The organism is Janthinobacterium sp. 75 (assembly GCF_004365495.1).
Taxonomy (GTDB): domain Bacteria; phylum Pseudomonadota; class Gammaproteobacteria; order Burkholderiales; family Burkholderiaceae_D; genus Janthinobacterium.
In genome coordinates this window covers 3,056,300-3,072,190 of record NZ_SORD01000001.1, presented here as the reverse complement: position 1 = coordinate 3,072,190, position 15,891 = coordinate 3,056,300, and the positions used below count along the sequence as shown (strand labels likewise).

The window sequence follows — 15,891 nt, the reverse complement described above, 5'->3', positions numbered from 1 at the left end:
CTGGCCTCCCACTATGATGTCAATCATCATATAATTTTACACCCGTTTGCGCCACTCTGTTAGCAAGCGCACCGTCGGATGCTGGCGCCGCGCCGATACTGAATCTTCGTTTCCACGGAGGCCAGCATGAACGAGAACAAGGACCAGTCCGCCGGTAACTTGCAGCGCCGCATACAGCAGGAGCAGGATGGCCGCGATGCAGCCAAGCCCACCGAGCAAAAAAGCAAGTCCCCCGTGCAGACAGGCAGCCGTAGCCAGCCAGTCCCTCCCCTGCCCGCCCAGCACCTGGCCAAGCCCGGCATCGAAGCGCAGATGCAGTTGAAACCCCGCTTCCTGGCACCCGACTACTGTGGCAGCGGCAAGCTGGCCGGCATGGTGGCCATCATCACGGGCGGCGATTCGGGCATCGGCCGCGCCGTGGCCGTGCTGTACGCGCGCGAAGGGGCCGATGTCGCCATCATTTACCTGAACGAACACGCGGACGCCAACGAGACGCGCCGCTATGTGGAAGCGGAAGGCCAAAGCTGCCTCCTGATCCCCGGCGATGTGCGCGAACAGGGCTTTTGCCAGCAAGCCGTCAGCCAGGTGATGGAACGGTTCACACACATCGACGTGCTGGTCAACAACGCGGCCTTCCAGGAACATGCCGAATCGCTGCTGGACTTGAGCGAGGAACGCTTCGACCTCACCATGAAAACCAATGTGTACGGGTACTTTCACATGGCCAAGGCCGTGCTGCCCCATTTGCAGCGCGGCGCTGCCATCATCAACACGGGGTCCGTGACGGGTTTGCGAGGGTCGAAGCACTTGCTCGACTATTCCACCACCAAGGGCGCCATCCATGCCTTCACCATGGCGCTGGCCGGCAACTTGCTCGACAAGGGCATCCGCGTCAACGCCATCGCACCGGGCCCCGTCTGGACGCCGCTTAACCCAGCCGACAAGACGCCGGAGGACATCCAGAAATTCGGCGCGGACACGGACATGCGCCGGCCGGCCCAGCCGGAGGAATTATCACCCGCCTACGTCTTCCTGGCTTCGCCCGCCTGTTCCAGCTACATCACGGGCATCGTGCTGCCCGTCACCGGCAGCGCGGGAGAATAAGCGATGGCGCGCGCACTGTGGAAAGGCGCCATCAGCTTCGGCCTCGTGCACATCCCGGTCGAGCTGATTTCAGCCAGCCTCGAGCACGAACTGGATTTATCCATGCTGGATCGGCGCGACTTCGCGCCCATCGGCTACAAGCGCTACAACAAGCGCACGGGCAAGGAAGTCGAGTGGGACGACATCATCAAGGGCTATGAGTACAAGAAGGATGAATACGTGGTGCTGTCCGATGAAGATTTAAGGCAGGCGAATGTGAAGGCCACGCAAACCATCGCCATCGACACCTTTGTCGATGCGGTCGAGGTGCCGCTGACCTTTTACGAGCACCCGTATTACCTGCTGCCCGCCAAGGGCGGCGAAAAAGTCTATGCGCTGCTGCGTGAAACCTTGCGCAAGGCCAATAAGGTGGGTATCGCCAGCGTGGTCATGCGCACCAAGCAGCACCTGTGCGCGCTTGTGTGCGTCGGCGACGCCATCGTGCTCAACACCCTGCGCTACGCCGATGAACTGCGCCCTACGGATGACCTGGACTTGCCCGGCAGTACCCTGAAGGCAGCGGGCATATCCGAGAAAGAACTCAAGATGGCCATGTCGCTGGTGGAAGGCATGAGCGACACGTGGCAAGCGGCGCAATACCACGACAGCTATCGCGCAGACGTGCTGGCGCTGGTGAAGAAAAAGATCAAGGCGAAACAGACCAGGACCATCACGCCGCCTGCGCCCGAAGCGGCCGAAGAACGCAGCGGCAATGTGATCGACCTGGTCGCCCTCTTGCAGCAAAGCCTGGGCAAGAAAATGCCCGCCGCGCCAGTGCGCAAGCGCACGGCCTCCTCCACCTCCCGAAAACCGCCGCCAGCCAGACACAAGGCGGCCTGAAGCACGTATGGCCCCCGGGAGACTCTTTAATAATATAAATGCATTGACTTTGATCAAGCTTCTCGCTAGCGTATGCACACAGCCTGCCGCCCGGCAAGCCCTGTCATGCCTGCGGAAGAACAATGGATGCCGAGTTAGATCAGCTTATCCTCAACGGCGCCCCTGGCGGCGTTGTCATCACCAACGAAGAGCATGTCATCGTGCGGTGGACCGCCGGGGCGCAGCGCATTTTTGGCTATGCCATCGACGAAGCGCTGGGCCGCACACTGTGGGAACTGGTCTCGCTGCCGGGTCAGGCGGAAGCGGCCCCGCTCATCAACGAGCAACTGGCGCTGCATGGCTGCTATGACCGCGAATCGCTGCGGCGACGCAAGGATGGCGAACTCATCTACGTCGATGTGGCCTGCCAGGCCGCACGCGCCACGCCCGACTCCCCCTGCTACCTGATTTCCACCATGAAGGACACGACCTTGCTGAAGGCGGCGCGCGACGCCCAGTTTGTCGATGTGCGCTACCGGGTGCTGTTCGAATCGACGCCGGACAGCGTCATCATGGTCAATGCCACGGGCGCCATCGTGCTGGCCAACGAGCAGGCGCAGCGCCTGTTCGGCTATGCGGAGGGCGAATTGAGCGGCCGGCAAATCGATACCCTGTTGCCGCAACGCCTGCGCCACGCGCATGTGGGACACCGCGTGCGCTACTTTGACCAGCCCCGTACGCGCACCATGGGCGCCGACCTGGAATTGCTGGGCTTGCGCAAGGACAATGTCGAGTTCCCCGTCGAAATCAGCCTCTCTCCCATCCAGACGGAGATCGGCACCTTCGTCATCAGCGCCATCCGCGATGTCAGCGACCGGCGCCGGGCCGAGCAGAAGTTCCGCGGCTTGCTCGAATCGGCGCCGGACGCCATCGTCATCGTCAACGGCAATGGCGAGATTGTGCTCGTCAACTCGCAAACGGAACGCCTGTTCGGCTATTCCCGCGCGGAGCTGCTGGGACGCAATGTGGAAGTGCTGATCCCGGCCCGCTACGCGCATGATCATCCGCAACACCGGCAAGCCTTTTCCACGGCGCCGCGCGCCCGCTCCATGGGCGCAGGCCTGGAACTGTATGGCTTGCGCCGCGACGGCACCGAATTTCCCGTCGAAATCAGCCTGTCGCCGCTGGAAACGGACGAAGGCGTGCTGGTTTCGTCAGCCATCCGCGACATCACCGAGCGCAAGCGCATCGAACACACGCTCAATGAGCAGAAAATCGAACTGGAACGGGCCAGCCAGGCGAAGGACCGCTTTCTCACCAGCATGTCGCACGAATTGCGCACACCGCTGAATGCCATCCTCGGCTTTGCCCAGCTGCTGGCCAACGAATCGCTGCCCGCGACCGTGCTGCAAAAGCGCGCCTTCGTGCAAAACATCGTCACCTCGGGCCGCCACCTCCTTACCCTGATCAATGAAATCCTCGACCTGGCGAAGATCGAGTCAGGCAGCCTGAGCCTGTCGATCGAGCCGGTGGCGCTGCCCGCGCTGATCGAGGAAGTGCGCGTGATGATGGAAGAACAGGCGCAGCAGCGCCAGCTCGAGATGGCCTTTTCGGACTGCGAGCAGCTGACCGTCAGGGCCGACCATACGCGCCTCAAGCAGGTGCTGCTGAACCTGCTGTCGAACGCCATCAAATACAACCGTCCCTCCGGCAAGGTAGTGCTGGAAATTTCGCAGCCCGATGTGCAGCGCGTGCGCATCGCCATCCGCGACACGGGCAAGGGCCTGGACGAGGCGCAGATGGAAGAACTGTTCCAGCCGTTTAACCGCCTGGGGCAGGAAGCGGGCAGCGAGGAAGGCACGGGCATCGGCCTGGTCGTCACCAAGCGCCTGGTCGAACTGATGGGCGGCACCATGGGCGTGCACAGCTGCGTCGGCGTGGGCAGCGTGTTCTGGATAGAACTCGACACCATGGCCGCGCCGCCCGAAAGGATGTCACTGGCCACGGAGGGGCTGGCCGAGCCTGCTGGCGACGCCGCGACCGATGCCGGCGGCCAGGCCCTGCTGCTGTACGTGGAAGACAATCCGGCCAGCCTGCGGCTGGTGGAAGACATTGTCAGCTTCCTGCCCCATCTGCGCATGATCTCGGCCACCGACGCGCGCCAAGGCATCGCGCTGGCGCTGGAGCGCCGCCCTGATGTGATCTTGATGGATATCAACCTGCCCGGCATGAATGGCAACCAGGCGCAGCGCATCCTGCGCAACGATCCGCGCACGGCGCACGTCCCCGTCATCGCGCTGACGGCCAATGCCATGAAAGGCGACATCCGGCACGGCCTGGCCGCGGGCTTTTTCCGCTACCTGACCAAACCCGTCGAGATCCCCCAGCTCAACGCTGCCATCGACGAAGCCCTGCAACTGGCGCGCGCCGCCCTGCCATTCAAGCCGGCGGACTGAAACCTAGCTTTTTCATGGCCGCATCGATGCCCTTCGCGCTGCGCGCATAGCCAGCCCAGGGCGTATTGCCCACGTCGAGGCGGCTGTGGACATTGCTCACCGTCCATTGATCGCCCGCCTTCAACTTGTCGAGCTCATCCCAGGCCAGCGGCACGGAAATGCCCAGCCCTGAGCGCGTGCGGGCCGACCACGCGCATACGGTGGTGGCGCCCCGGCCATTGCGCAAATAATCGATGAAGATCTTGCCGACGCGGTTGGCGGGACCGCTCTTGACGACAAAACGCGCCGGTATATGCTGCGCCAGGTGCGCCACGATGGCTTGCGAAAACGCCTTTACCGTGTCCCAGTCGTATTTCGGGCGGATCGGCACGACCACATGCAAGCCCTTGCCGCCGCTGGTTTTCAACCAGGCGGGCAGCCCCAGCTCCGTCAGGAAGGCGCGCAGCAGCACCGCCGCTTCGCGGATGGCTGGCCAGGCCACGCCCTTGCCCGGGTCCAGGTCGAACACCAGGCGGTTCGGCATGTCGTAGGCGCTGGCGAGCGCGTTTTGCGTGTGAAATTCCACCACATTCCACTGCGCCGCCGACAACAAGCCCTGTACGCTGGCCACTTCCAGCATGGGGGCATGCTGCGGGTCCAGGCCGGGATCGAGCTGTCTGATACCCGGCATTGTCGCGGTATCCGCGTGCTTCTGGAAAAACAGTTCGCCGCCCACGCCGGCCGGCGCGCGCACCAGCGACACGGGCCGGCCCCGCAGATGCACGAGCATCAGCTTGCCCACCAGCGCGTAGTAGCGCACCAGGTCGATCTTGCGCGCGCCGCTGTCCGTGTCGATCACCCTGTCCGCATGGCTGACCTTGAAACTGGCCGGCAAGACGCTGTCGGGCGTGGATTGCTTCTGCATGGCCTTCTCCCTGTCGATAGCCTGCGCCCGCTCGCGCACGATGGCGGCCGGATTTTTATCTCCGCGCAAGCCGTGGAACACGCCATGGCGCACGGCACCGCCACTGGTCCATTGCGCAAAACTCACTTCGGCCACCAGCTGCGGCTTGACCCAGATGGGCTGGCGCACGCCGCCCGCCTTGCCAGCAAACGGACTCGTCCCGATAGCCAGCGCTTCCAGGCGGCGCCGCAAGTCGCGCAAGACGGCATCGTCAAAGCCGCTGCCCACATTGCCTGCGTAGCGCAAATCCCCGTGCACATCATGCACGCCCAGCAGCAGTGAACCGATCCCTACGCGCCCGCCCTGCGGCGCCGTATAGCCACCGATGACGAATTCCTGGCGCAACCCGCATTTGAGCTTGATCCAGTCGCCGGAGCGCCGCGTGACGTAGGGCGAACCGCGCCGCTTGCCGATCAACCCTTCCAGCCCCAGGCGGCAAGCCTGGTCCAGCAGTTGCTGCGGCGCAGCATCGAGCGCCACACTGAAACGCACCAGGGGCGAGACGGGCAATTTTTCCAGCAACCCCTGCAGCAGTGCCCTGCGCGCCTCGACGGGCTGGCTCCGCAAATCGTGACCATCGAAATACGCCACGTCGAACAGGTAATACACAATGTCGCTGCTCGTTCGCGCATCGAACGCGCGCTGCAAGGCACCGAAATCCGGATGCCCGCTGGCGTCGTTGACGACGATCTCACCGTCGTACCAGCCTGGCGGCAAACCCATCTTTTCCAACGCCTGCCGCAGCGTCGGCAATTTGGCCGTCCAGTCATTGCCATTGCGCGTGATTAAAACAACATGATCACCATCGCTACGCGCGAGCAGGCGGTAGCCGTCGAATTTCACCTCGAACAACCATTCCTGCGGGTCTGGCGGCGGAGCGTCAACCAGGGTGGCCAACTGGGGCGACAGGGTGGCGGGCAGCCTGGCGGCTGGCGCTGCAGCCTGCTCCACGCTCTTCTTACGCCTGGGCATGGCCTTGTTCTTGACGCTGTCGGGGAATTCGTCCACGACGGAAAATTCCACTGCCGGCCGGGCAAACGCGTCTTTTTCCTTGATCAGCAGCCAGGCAGGCTGCTTTTCGCTGCGCTTGTCTCCCCCGCCTTTCATGCGCACCAGCACCCAGTTCCCCTGCATCTTATGGCCATGCAAGGTGAATTTCAGCTCGCCGGCCGCCAGAGCCGCGCGCGCGTCCGGCGTCGCAGACTGCGCTTGCCATGTCCCGTGGTCCCATATGATGACCTTGCCCGCGCCATACTGTTTTTCGGGGATCGTGCCTTCAAAACCGGCGTAGGCCAGGGGATGGTCTTCCACCTGCACCGCCATGCGCTTGTCGCGCGGGTCGTAGCTGGGCCCTTTCGGTACGGCCCAGCTTTTCAGCGTGCCATCGAACTCCAGGCGAAAGTCATAGTGCAAACGGCTGGCCCAGTGCTTCTGGATCACGAAGGTGAGCACCTCATTCGCATCCTCGCCGCCACCTGCCGGCTCCGGCGTGGCGGCGAAATTGCGCTTGGCTTGATAGGTTTTCAAGGCGGCTTTCATGGCGGACCCATGCGGTGACGATGGCATCGAGTCTAGGCTGCCGAAGGCTGTGGCGCGGTACGCCAGCTAACAGAGTGCGTCGACGCGGCAGGCCATGCGGCAAGGCAGTCACACGGCAAGTGTAAGTATTTGTAATGGCGTGTCAACGCAATTGCCGCACGGCGCGTTTTTGGCTCAGTGACAGGGGAAATGCATCTCCTGAACGACAACCCACTTCTCGAGGAACTGCACCATGAAAAAAGTAATCGCAACTCTGATCGCCGGCTTGTTCGCTACCGCAGCCTTCGCTCAAACGCCAGCAGTGCCTGCCAAGGCAGAAGCCAAGCACACCAAGGAAGTGGCTAAAGCAGAAGCGAAAGAAACCAAGGCTGTCGTGAAAGCCGATGCCAAGGAAGCCGCCGTCGCAGCTGATGCAAAAGCCGATGTCGCCAGCGCCAAGGCCGATGCCAGCGCCACCAAGGCCAAAGCCCATAAAAAAGCGAAAAAAGCCAAGGCCAAGGCTGACGAAGCCAAAACTGAGGCAACCGCAGCAGCAGCCAAGTAATCAGTTCCGCGCGTTTTTCGCGCCACATAAAAAGACAGCTTCGGCTGTCTTTTTTCGTTTTCATGCCGCCATCATTCAGCAACAGCCGATAAAGCAGCTGATTGTAAGAAAGTGTAAACAAGGTCAACGGCAAGCTTGCGGGGCGCGTTTTATGCTCAGTGACACGGGAATCATCCCGGCACCAACAGACATACCAGACAAACCACCACTGAGGACTGCACCATGAAAAAACGCATTTTCAACCTGAGCGCTACCCTGATCGCCGGCCTGTTCGCTACCGCTGCCTTTGCTCAAACACCCGCAGCGCCAGCAGCCTCGGTTCCCGCCAAAGTGGAAGCGGCCCATACCAAGGCTGTCGTGAAAGCCGACGCCAAGGAAGCGCAAGCCGTTGTGAAAGCGGATGCCAAGGAAGCGAAAGCCGTCGTCGCCGCGAAAACGGAAGTGGCAAGCGCCAAAACCGAAGCAACTGCCACCAAGGCAAAGGCCCATCACAAGGCCAAGCACACCAAGGCCAAGGCCGACGCAAAAATAGCTTCGGCCACCGCTGAAGCAGCACCAGCAGCAGCCAAGTAATCATCGACACACCATCGCTCACCACTCGCCAGGAAAACAAAATGAAAAAAGTTATCGCCACCCTCGTCGCCAGCCTGTTCGCTACCGCAGCCTTCGCCCAAACCCCTGCCGCCCCGGCAGCGCCCGCCAAGGCGGAAGCGGCCCACACGAAAGCCGTGGCCAAGGCAGAAGCCAAGGAGACCAAGGCTGTCGTGAAAGCAGATGCCAAAGAAGCGGTCGTCGCCGCCGATGCAAAAGCCGATGTCGCCAGCGCCAAGGCCGATGCCAAAGCCACCAAGGCCAAGGCCCATCACAAGGCAAGCAAAGCCAAGATGAAAGCGGATGCAGCGAAAGCGGCAGAAACCGTTCCGGCAACGCCAGCACCAGCGAAGTAAACGCGAACACAGCCACGGGAGCGCGTCCGCCGGGTCTGCGCTAGCGTGGCCAGTTCGCCTGCAATACCAGGGACAGCTTCGGCTGTCCCTTTTGCATGGCGCAGTCTCCGCCGCGCCTTCATGCGAACTTCATCGAACAGGTCAGCTTGCGCGCGACAAAGCGCTGCACATGAGCGACACTGGCACTCCGTCCATCGCCACGAAAGCTGTCCATGCGCCGCCTGCCCCTGTCATTCCTCGCTACTCTCCTCATGTCCTGCGCCGCCCTGGCGCAGGACAGCGCCTCCGCCACCATCGCGCAAGTCCTGCAAGCCCAGGACGGCGACAGCCATGGCGACCTGCGCGCCGTCGTCGTGCTGCGCGACGGCGCCATCGTGGCCGAGCGCTATTACAACGGCGAGACGGCCGACACCCTGCACGACATCCGCTCGGCCGGCAAAAGCATCACCGCGCTGCTGGTGGGCGCGGCCGTGGAGCGTGGCCAGCTGGCGACAACAAAAACGGCGGGCGACTACTGGCCGGCAGTGGCAGGCAGCCCCGCAGGCAAAATCATCCTCGACGACTTGCTCACCATGCGTTCGGGCCTGGCCGCCTTTGACGAAGACGATCACTCGCCGGGCAATGAAGACAAGCTCGATGAGGCGTCCGACCCCGACGCCTTTGTGCGCGGCGTGCCGGCCGCCGCGGCACCGGGCAGCATCTACCGCTACAACTCGCTGGGTTCGTATATCGCCGGGCGCGTGGTGGAAAGCGCCAGCGGCGCCGACCTGGAAGACTATGCCGCCAAGGTCCTGTTCGCGCCGCTGGGCATCACCCGCTGGAGCTGGGGCCGCGACGTCGCCAACCACCCGAAAGGACAGGGCAATCTGTCGCTGCGCGCACGCGACACGGCGAAGATTGGCCAGATGGTGCTGGACAAGGGCACGGTCGATGGCCGACCGGTCATCGACGCCGCTTGGCTGCAAGCCGCGCTGGCGCCGCGTGCATCCATCGGCGCCGTGGACCGCTACGCCGACAGCTACGGCTATTTCTGGTACGCGAAAACGCAGGACATCGGGGACAAGAAGATCGCCGTGCATTTCGCCTCGGGCAATGGCGGCAACAAGATCTATGTGATCCCCGCGCGCCGCATGGTGGTGAGCATCGCATCGAGCGCGTATGGAAAGGGCTATGGACAGCGCCGTTCGGAAGACATCCTGAAGGCCATCCTGAAGGCGGATGCAACGCAGATGTAAGCGTTTGTAATGACCGTCAACGCAAGCGTTCGGGGGCGCGTTTTATGCTCAGTGACACGGGAATCATCCCGGCACCAACAGACACACCAGACAAACCACCACTGAGGACTGCACCATGAAAAACGTAATCGCCACCCTGATCGCCGGCCTGTTCGCTACTGCTGCCTTTGCTCAAACGCCTGCAGCTCCTGCCACCCCGGCAGCCTCGGTTCCCGCGAAAGTGGAAGCGGCACACACCAAGGCCGTCGTGAAAGCGGACGCCAAAGAAGCCAAAACGGTCGTCAAAGCCGATGCGAAAGAAGCGAAAGCAGTCGTTGCCGCGAAAACGGAAGTAGCCAGCGCGAAAACCGACGCTGCAGCTACCAAGGCCAAGGCGCACCACACCGCCAAGAAAACCAAGGCCAAAGCTGACGAAAAGCTGGCATCGGCCACCGCCGCTGCACCAGCACCGGCACCAGCCAAGTAATTCCGACACACTATACTGACCACACCATACCAAGGATCTCATCATGAAAAAAGTTATCGCCACCCTGATCGCCAGCCTGTTCGCCACCGCCGCTTTCGCCCAGACGCCAGCCGTCGCGCCAGTCGCTCCCGTGGCACCGGTTCCTGTCGTCGCCCCTGTCGCCAAGGCAGAAGCGCCGGCAGCCGCAGTCAAGCCAGCGGCGCACAAGAAAGCCAAGCATCACAAGGCGAAAAAAGCCGCAGCGGCAACGCCAGCAGCTCCGGCCGCAGCGGCAGCTTCCGCACCGGCAGCAGCGCCAGCCAAGTAATCGCAGCGGCACCAAGCAAAAAGACAGGGTTTTCCCTGTCTTTTTTTTCGTCCGATTTTTCGTCTGTTTATTTCGGCATCAGCACCGTGTCGATGACATTGATCACGCCATTCGATTGATACACATCGTAGGTACTGATGTTGGCGCTATTGCCGCCCTCATCCATTACGACGATGTTGTGCATGCCGTTCATGGCGAACATCAGCTTGCCCCCGCTGGCCGTGGGCAGGATCGCTTTGCCGTCGTGCATCTTGATTTCCTTGGCCAGCGCCTTGAAGTCATATTTGCCGGGCACCACGTGGTAGGTGAGGATTTTGCTCAGCGTCGCCTTGTTTTCGGGTTTGACCAGGGTCTCGACAGTGCCGGCGGGCAGCTTGCCGAAGGCCGCATTCGTCGGCGCGAACACGGTAAATGGCCCCTTGCCTTTCAAGGTATCGACCAGGCCGGCAGCCTTGACGGCAGCCACCAGGGTCGTGTGGTCAGCCGAATTGACAGCGTTATCGACGATGTCCTTGGACGGATACATGCTCTGACCACCCACCATGGTCGTCATGTCGGCGGCAAAGGGGGCGCTGGCGGCCAGCATGGAAGTGATGAACAGTGCTGCGGGAACGAAGGTGCGCATGGTGATATCTCCTGGATGACTGCGTTTGCGTGATTGCAGGAGTATTTACGCGCCCTTTGCGCAAACGGATTCAACTGACTGCAAACAAAAAAACGGCGCCGTGCAAACGCACGACGCCGTTCCCGATATGCATCCCTTGCCGCGGGCAGGACACTCCAGCCCGCGGTGCCGGGAAACTAGTTGGCCGCGACCTGCGGCTCCGCCTCGCCCCAGCCGCCGCCCAGGGCGCGGATCAGCGCCACCGTGGTGACGGCGCGGTTTCCGCGCAATTGGACGGCGTTGCGCTCGATGGTCGCCAGGTTGCGCTGTGCGTCGAGCAGATCGAGGTAGCTGGAACGACCCGCGTCGTACAGCTTTTGCGCCAGGTCGGCCGAACGGCGCGCCGAGACGACGGCTTCGTCGATCTGCTGCGTCTGGCCCGACAGGATGCGCAGGCCGGCCAGGTTGTCTTCCACCTCGGCGAAGGCCACCAGCACGCTCTGGCGATACGTCGCCACCGACTCTTCCAGCTGCGCTTCGCTGCGGCTCACGGCAGCTTTATTACGTCCGCCGTCGATGATGGGCATCGACATCAGGGCGCCCAGCAGCCAAGAGCGGCTGCTCCACTTGAAGATGTCCGAGAAGGTGTCGGACGCACCGCCGCCGGAAGCGTTCAGGGTCAGGGCCGGGAACATGGCAGACTTCGCCACGCCGATGCGCGCATTCGACGCTTCCATGGTGCGCTGCGCCGACGCGATGTCGGGACGGCGCTCCAGCAGGGACGATGGCATGCCGGCCGGGATCACGGGCAGGAAGCCGCTGTCCTGCAGCGGGTTGACGGTCGCCGTGAAGCTGGCGGCCGGCTTGCCCAGCAGGACGGCCAGCGCATGTTCGCTGGTGGCGCGCTGGCGCTGCAGACCGATGGCTTCGGCGCGCGTCGTCGACAGCTCCGTGCGGGCACGGGACAGATCGAATTCGCCGATGTCGCCCAGGTCATAGCGGCGCTGGTTCACATGCACGCTTTCCTCGCGCAGGCGCACCGTCTGTTCCAGGGTCGCCAGTTCGGCATCCGTGGCGCGCAGCTGGAAGTAGGTTTGCGCCACGTCCGCCTGCAAGGACAGCAGCACCGAACGGTAGGTCGCTTCCACGGCCAGCGCATCGCTGCGCGAGGCGCTGACATTCGATGCCACCCTGCCGAACAAATCGACTTCGTAGCTGGCCGTCAGGTTGGCCTGGTAGACGTTGGTCGCCGCCACCGGTGCGCCGTTCGGCAAGCCGAGCGACACGGCCGAAGCGCGGTTGCGCTGGCCGCCCACGTTGACGCCCACTTGCGGAATGCGGTCCGCTTCTGCGATGCCGGCAATGGCCCTCGCCTGCTTGACGCGGGCCGCGGCCACCGCCAGATTGGCGTTGGCTTGCGTGGCTTCGTTGATCAGGCTGGTCAACGCCGGATCATTGAAGGCCAGCCACCATTCGCCGCGCGCCTGGCGCTCGGCAGGCACGCCCTGCTTCCAGCGCGTGCCATCGGCTGCTGTCTGCACGGCCGGCAAGGTTTGCGCTTCCTTGAACGCCGTCGGCGTCTCGATCTGCGGCTGCTTGAACTCCGGCGCCGCGCAGGCGGCCAGCAGCACGGCGGCGGCCATGGCGGTCAGCACGGGCTTGACGCGCCCGACGATTTCCTTGGTTTTCAATATATATCTCCTTCCAGGTCCAGCGCTGGCGCGGCGACAGGCTTGGCGGCAGCGGCGGCTGGTTTTTTCTCAAAACGCTGCGCCAGGGTGCGCAGCAGTACATAGAACACGGGCGTCAGGAACAGGCCGAAGAAGGTCACGCCCAGCATGCCGGCGAACACCGCCACGCCCATGGCATGGCGCATTTCCGAACCGGCACCGTGCGAGAACACGAGGGGCACCACGCCCATGATGAAGGCGATCGACGTCATCAAAATCGGACGCAGACGCAAACGGCACGCTTCCAGCGCCGCTTGCACGACGGTGCGGCCATGTTCTTCCAGTTCGCGGGCAAATTCCACGATCAGAATCGCATTCTTCGACGCCAGTCCCACCAGCACGAACAGCGCGATCTGGGTGAACACATTGTTGTCGCCACCGGTCAATTTGACGCCCAGCAAGGCGCACAGGATCGACATCGGCACGATCAGGATCACGGCCAGCGGCAGGGTCCAGCTTTCGTACTGGGCAGCGAGCACCAGGAACACCAGCAGCACGCACAGCGGGAACACATAGATCATCGTATTGCCGGACAAGATGTCCTGATAGGTCAGCTCCGTCCATTCATACGAAATCCCCTGCGGCAGCACTTCCTTGGCGATGCGTTCCAGCGCGACTTGCGCCTGGCCGCTCGATACGCCAGGGGCTGCGCCGCCGTTGAAATCGGCTGCGGCGTAGGCGTTGTAGCGCTGCACGCGGTCCGGACCATAGCTATCCTTGACGCGCATCAACGACGACAACGGGATCATTTCGCCCTTGTTATTGCGGACTTTCAGCTGCGCGATATCCTGCGCATGCGAGCGGAACTCGGCATCGGCTTGCACGCGCACCTGGTAAGTGCGGCCAAACTGGTTGAAGTCATTCACGTACAGCGAACCGAGGTTGATCTGCAAGGTCTGGTAAATCGTTTGCAGCTGCACGCCCATCTGCTTGGCCTTCACGCGGTCGACGTCGGCGAACAGCTGCGGCACGTTGATCTGGTAGCCCGAGAACACGCCCGCCAGTTCCGGCGTCTGGTACGCTTTCGCGGCCAGCGCCTGGGTGGCGTTGTACAGCGCGTCGTAACCGAGGTTGCCGCGATCTTCGATCATCATCTTGAAGCCGCCGATGGTGCCCAGGCCGTTGACCGGCGGTGGCGGGAAGACCATGATGAAGGCGTCCTGGATGCCGCCCAGGCGTTTGTTGATCTCGGCCGCGATGGCACCGCCCGACAATTCCTTGGTGGTGCGCTCGTCGAACGGCTTCAGCGTGGCGAAGACGATGCCGGCGTTCGGCGCATTGGTAAAGTCGTTGATCGACAGGCCGGGGAAGGCGATGGTCGACTCGACGCCAGGCACCGACTTGATGACGTCGGACATACGGCGCACGACATCTTCCGTGCGGTCCAGCGAAGCGGCGTCAGGCAATTGCGCAAAACCCACCAGGTATTGCTTGTCCTGCGCTGGCACGAAGCCGGCCGGCACGGACTTGAAGGTGAAAATGGCGGCGACGACCAGCAGTGCATACACGCCCAGCGAGGCGCTCTTGCGGCCCAGGACGCCCTTCACCCCCGCTTCATAGCGGTGAGAAGCGCGGCCGAAGAAGCGGTTGAACCAGGCGAAGAAGCGGCCGAAGATCATGTCCATTCCGCGCGTCAACGCGTCTTTCGGCGCATCGTGCGGTTTCAGCAGCGCGGCCGACAGGGCTGGCGCCAGGGTCAGCGAGCTGAAAGCGGAGATCACGGTCGAAATGGCGATGGTCAGCGCGAACTGGCGATAGAACTCGCCCGACAAACCAGGCACGAAGGCGATCGGCACGAACACGGCGCACAGCACCAGGGCGATGGCGACGATGGGACCACTGACCTCTTTCATGGCCTGGATGGTGGCGTCGCGCGGCGACAAGCCTTCCTCAATGTTGCGCTCGACGTTTTCCACCACCACGATGGCGTCATCGACGACGATACCGATGGCCAGCACGAGGCCGAACAGCGACAGCGTGTTGATCGAGAAGCCAAAGCCCAGCATCACGGCAAAGGTACCAACGATGGAGACAGGAACAGCCAGCAGCGGAATGATGGACGCGCGCCAGGTTTGCAGGAAGATGATCACCACCAGCACCACCAGGGCGATCGCCTCGAGCAGGGTATGGATCACGGCTTCGATGGACGAGCGCACGAACTGCGTGGGGTCGTACTCGATGCGGTATTCCACGCCCTGCGGAAAGTCTTTTTTCAGCTCGTCCATCTTGGCGCGCACGTCGGAAGACAGTTGCAGCGCGTTGGCATTCGGCGCCTCGAAAATACCCATGCCGACGGCAGGATTATTGTTCAGCAGCGAACGCAACGAGTAGCTGTTGGCGCCCATTTCCACGCGCGCCACGTCCTTCAGGTGCGTCACGGCGCCGTCGGCATTGGTGCGCACGATGATGGCGCCAAATTCCTCGGGCGTCTGCAGACGGCCCTGGGTATTGACGGTCAGCTGGAAGTCCGAGTTCTTCGCTGGCGAGGCGCCGATCACGCCGGCGGCCACCTGCACGTTCTGCTCGCGGATGGCGTCGACGACGTCATTGGCCGTCATGCCGCGCGCCGCTACCTTTTGCGGGTCGAGCCAGATACGCATGGCGTAATCGCCCGCGCCGAAGATCTGGATGTCGCCCATGCCGGGCAGACGGGCCAGCTGGTCCTTGACGTTCAGCACCGCATAGTTACGCAGATACATGTCGTCATAGCGCTTGTTCGGCGAGACCAGATGCACCACCATGGTCAGGTTGGGCGAGGACTTGACGGTCGTCACGCCGATCTGGCGCACTTCCTCGGGCAGGCGCGGCAAGGCGCGCTGCACGCGGTTCTGCACCTGCGTCTCGGCCTGCTCGACGTTGGTACCGATCTTGAAGGTCACGGTCAGCATCATCGAACCATCGGACGTGTTTTGCGAGGACATATAGAGCATGTTCTCGACGCCGTTGATCTGTTCTTCGAGCGGCGCGGCCACGGTTTCGGCGATCACTTTCGGGTTGGCGCCCGGGTACTGCGCGCGCACCACCACCGATGGCGGCACGACGTCGGGATATTCGGAGATGGGCAGGCCGAATATCGACAGCAGCCCGGCCACGAATATGACAATCGACAGCACCGCCGCGAAAATCGGCTTGTCGATGAAAAAGCGGGAAAAATTCAT

General features: G+C 62.7%; 13 protein-coding genes. 9 read left to right on the top strand and 4 right to left on the bottom strand.

Translation table 11 applies throughout. From position 1 onward, the window contains the following. The first annotated feature begins 126 nt into the window (after positions 1–126). The 3 genes from C8C89_RS14025 (at position 127) to C8C89_RS14015 (ending at position 4,418) form a co-directional block, all read left to right on the top strand. Positions 127–1,104, top strand: coding sequence for an SDR family oxidoreductase (locus C8C89_RS14025; protein WP_101481850.1), 978 nt, complete (start codon positions 127–129; stop codon positions 1,102–1,104). A gap of 3 nt (positions 1,105–1,107) precedes the next feature. Continuing rightward, positions 1,108–1,983, top strand: a complete 876-nt coding sequence (locus C8C89_RS14020) for a Ku protein (RefSeq protein ID WP_101481851.1) — start codon at positions 1,108–1,110, stop codon at positions 1,981–1,983. A 122-nt stretch (positions 1,984–2,105) separates the two neighbouring features. Further along, positions 2,106–4,418, top strand: a complete 2,313-nt coding sequence (locus C8C89_RS14015; RefSeq protein WP_133990458.1) for a PAS domain S-box protein — start codon at positions 2,106–2,108, stop codon at positions 4,416–4,418. On the opposite strand, the gene ligD is transcribed toward C8C89_RS14015, so the two are convergent. Next, positions 4,402–6,900 (bottom strand): DNA ligase D, encoded by a 2,499-nt coding sequence (gene ligD / locus C8C89_RS14010; RefSeq protein ID WP_133990456.1) that lies wholly within the window; start codon positions 6,898–6,900, stop codon positions 4,402–4,404. The genes C8C89_RS14015 and ligD overlap by 17 nt on opposite strands. Positions 6,901–7,132: 232 nt before the next feature. Here ligD and C8C89_RS14005 point away from each other — a divergent pair, with 232 nt between their 5' ends. From C8C89_RS14005 to C8C89_RS13980, 6 genes are all read left to right on the top strand, one after another. Beyond that, positions 7,133–7,444 carry a hypothetical protein gene (locus C8C89_RS14005; RefSeq protein WP_101481853.1) on the top strand — a complete coding sequence of 104 codons (312 nt, stop codon included), beginning with the start codon at positions 7,133–7,135 and terminating at the stop codon, positions 7,442–7,444. Between the two features lie 222 nt (positions 7,445–7,666). Next, entirely contained in the window at positions 7,667–8,017 is a 351-nt protein-coding gene (locus C8C89_RS14000) for a hypothetical protein (protein WP_133990454.1), read from the top strand. A gap of 41 nt (positions 8,018–8,058) precedes the next feature. Then, positions 8,059–8,391, top strand: coding sequence for a hypothetical protein (locus C8C89_RS13995; RefSeq protein WP_133990452.1), 333 nt, complete (start codon positions 8,059–8,061; stop codon positions 8,389–8,391). 212 nt (positions 8,392–8,603) lie between these two features. Then, on the top strand, positions 8,604–9,626 hold the full coding sequence (locus C8C89_RS13990; protein ID WP_208327701.1) for a serine hydrolase: 1,023 nt from the start codon (positions 8,604–8,606) through the stop codon (positions 9,624–9,626). Positions 9,627–9,741: 115 nt separating this feature from the next. Then, positions 9,742–10,092, top strand: a complete 351-nt coding sequence (locus C8C89_RS13985) for a hypothetical protein (RefSeq protein ID WP_101481857.1) — start codon at positions 9,742–9,744, stop codon at positions 10,090–10,092. 43 nt (positions 10,093–10,135) lie between these two features. Next, on the top strand, positions 10,136–10,399 hold the full coding sequence (locus C8C89_RS13980) for a hypothetical protein (protein WP_101481858.1): 264 nt from the start codon (positions 10,136–10,138) through the stop codon (positions 10,397–10,399). Positions 10,400–10,466: 67 nt separating this feature from the next. Here C8C89_RS13980 and C8C89_RS13975 read toward each other — a convergent pair whose 3' ends face one another. The 3 genes from C8C89_RS13975 to C8C89_RS13965 form a co-directional block, all read right to left on the bottom strand. After that, complete coding sequence (locus tag C8C89_RS13975; protein WP_101484613.1) at positions 10,467–10,985, bottom strand: fasciclin domain-containing protein; 519 nt, start codon at positions 10,983–10,985, stop codon at positions 10,467–10,469. Between the two features lie 215 nt (positions 10,986–11,200). Next, positions 11,201–12,646, bottom strand: a complete 1,446-nt coding sequence (locus tag C8C89_RS13970) for an efflux transporter outer membrane subunit (protein ID WP_133993378.1) — start codon at positions 12,644–12,646, stop codon at positions 11,201–11,203. Between the two features lie 44 nt (positions 12,647–12,690). Beyond that, complete coding sequence (locus C8C89_RS13965) at positions 12,691–15,891, bottom strand: efflux RND transporter permease subunit (protein WP_133990450.1); 3,201 nt, start codon at positions 15,889–15,891, stop codon at positions 12,691–12,693.

What these genes read in the sequence shown, in the direction of transcription:
- C8C89_RS14025 (WP_101481850.1), top strand. Translation starts at nt 127, where the DNA reads ATGAACGAGAACAAGGACCAGTCCGCCGGTAACTTGCAGCGCCGCATA.
- C8C89_RS14020 (WP_101481851.1), top strand. Translation starts at nt 1,108, where the DNA reads ATGGCGCGCGCACTGTGGAAAGGCGCCATCAGCTTCGGCCTCGTGCAC.
- C8C89_RS14015 (WP_133990458.1), top strand. Translation starts at nt 2,106, where the DNA reads ATGGATGCCGAGTTAGATCAGCTTATCCTCAACGGCGCCCCTGGCGGC.
- ligD (WP_133990456.1), bottom strand. Translation starts at nt 6,900, where the DNA reads ATGAAAGCCGCCTTGAAAACCTATCAAGCCAAGCGCAATTTCGCCGCC.
- C8C89_RS14005 (WP_101481853.1), top strand. Translation starts at nt 7,133, where the DNA reads ATGAAAAAAGTAATCGCAACTCTGATCGCCGGCTTGTTCGCTACCGCA.
- C8C89_RS14000 (WP_133990454.1), top strand. Translation starts at nt 7,667, where the DNA reads ATGAAAAAACGCATTTTCAACCTGAGCGCTACCCTGATCGCCGGCCTG.
- C8C89_RS13995 (WP_133990452.1), top strand. Translation starts at nt 8,059, where the DNA reads ATGAAAAAAGTTATCGCCACCCTCGTCGCCAGCCTGTTCGCTACCGCA.
- C8C89_RS13990 (WP_208327701.1), top strand. Translation starts at nt 8,604, where the DNA reads ATGCGCCGCCTGCCCCTGTCATTCCTCGCTACTCTCCTCATGTCCTGC.
- C8C89_RS13985 (WP_101481857.1), top strand. Translation starts at nt 9,742, where the DNA reads ATGAAAAACGTAATCGCCACCCTGATCGCCGGCCTGTTCGCTACTGCT.
- C8C89_RS13980 (WP_101481858.1), top strand. Translation starts at nt 10,136, where the DNA reads ATGAAAAAAGTTATCGCCACCCTGATCGCCAGCCTGTTCGCCACCGCC.
- C8C89_RS13975 (WP_101484613.1), bottom strand. Translation starts at nt 10,985, where the DNA reads ATGCTGGCCGCCAGCGCCCCCTTTGCCGCCGACATGACGACCATGGTG.
- C8C89_RS13970 (WP_133993378.1), bottom strand. Translation starts at nt 12,646, where the DNA reads ATGGCCGCCGCCGTGCTGCTGGCCGCCTGCGCGGCGCCGGAGTTCAAG.
- C8C89_RS13965 (WP_133990450.1), bottom strand. Translation starts at nt 15,891, where the DNA reads ATGAATTTTTCCCGCTTTTTCATCGACAAGCCGATTTTCGCGGCGGTG.